Below are 393 nucleotides of genomic sequence, written 5' to 3' on the forward strand. Positions count from 1 at the left end.
CTCAAGGAGTACCTGGCGGACCCGACGCGACTCCTGTTAGAGTAGCCGCTCGGGTTCGCAATCGAAACCGAAACGGGTCACTGGAACGACAGGGCTGGTGATGCCCTCCACGAGAGACACATGGATCTGGTACGGATTAGCCGCGCTGTTCGTCTTGCCGCCGGGGTGTATGGCCCTCTCCCGGCTGTCGATGGACCTGTTCATATCGTCAGGGTCGGCCGGTGAAGCGAGTCTCGGAACGTTCCTCGGCGCGTTTGCTCTGACCGTCCTCGCCAGTTGGGCGAGTGTGCTGTTCAGCCTGCTTCTCACGGTCGGCCTCTTTCTCGACAGTCGACAGCTCCGGCGGACCGACGGCGACTGGTCCCCGACACCGCTGTATGCGCTCGCCGGCAT

The 393-nt window shown here is 63.1% G+C and carries 1 pseudogene; it reads left to right on the forward strand.

Going from position 1 to position 393, the window contains the following annotated elements:
• Nucleotides 1-190: 190 nt before the first annotated feature.
• Nucleotides 191-393: pseudogene (locus FY251_RS22090) on the forward strand (hypothetical protein); the annotation flags it as partial.

This window comes from Haloferax sp. KTX1 (assembly GCF_902410085.1).
GTDB classification, from domain to species: Archaea; Halobacteriota; Halobacteria; order Halobacteriales; family Haloferacaceae; genus Haloferax; species Haloferax massiliensis.